Raw genomic sequence first — 538 nt, forward strand, 5'->3', positions numbered from 1 at the left:
GGAAGAGCATGAAATGGGGCCTTAGCTCAGCTGGGAGAGCGCCTGCCTTGCACGCAGGAGGTCAGCGGTTCGATCCCGCTAGGCTCCACCAATTATATAAAATAATGAATTATGGCGGCGTAGCTCAGCTGGCTAGAGCGTACGGTTCATACCCGTGAGGTCGGGGGTTCGATCCCCTCTGCCGCTACCATAAATTAAATCTATATTTGGACCTTTAGCTCAGTTGGTTAGAGCAGACGGCTCATAACCGTCCGGTCGTAGGTTCGAGTCCTACAAGGTCCACCATCTATCGAGGAGGAATACCCAAGTCCGGCTGAAGGGATCGGTCTTGAAAACCGACAGGCGGGTCAAACCGCGCAGGGGTTCGAATCCCCTTTCCTCCTCCATTCTTTATAAAAATAATAGTATCGTCGCGGGGTGGAGCAACGAGCTTTTCTTCAGCGAATAAACATCGAGTTGTACCGATTGAACTGCTTCTTGATTAAGCATTCTGAAATCGGGACAGTTTTAACAAAATGCATTTTCAAAAAATCTTAAT

Annotated in this window: 4 tRNA genes; all 4 read left to right on the top strand. The window is 48.7% G+C overall.

Going from position 1 to position 538, the window contains the following annotated elements:
* Window positions 1–15 precede the first annotated feature (15 nt).
* The 4 genes from ACTYBU_RS22490 (at window position 16) to ACTYBU_RS22505 (ending at window position 386) form a co-directional block, all read left to right on the top strand.
* Window positions 16–91, top strand: a tRNA-Ala gene (locus ACTYBU_RS22490).
* Between the two features lie 22 nt (window positions 92–113).
* Window positions 114–190 (top strand) — tRNA-Met (locus tag ACTYBU_RS22495).
* Between the two features lie 18 nt (window positions 191–208).
* Window positions 209–285, top strand: a tRNA-Ile gene (locus ACTYBU_RS22500).
* 8 nt (window positions 286–293) lie between these two features.
* A tRNA-Ser gene (locus tag ACTYBU_RS22505) sits at window positions 294–386 on the top strand.
* Window positions 387–538 lie beyond the last annotated feature (152 nt).

It is taken from the genome of Niallia sp. 03133 (assembly GCF_052663225.1).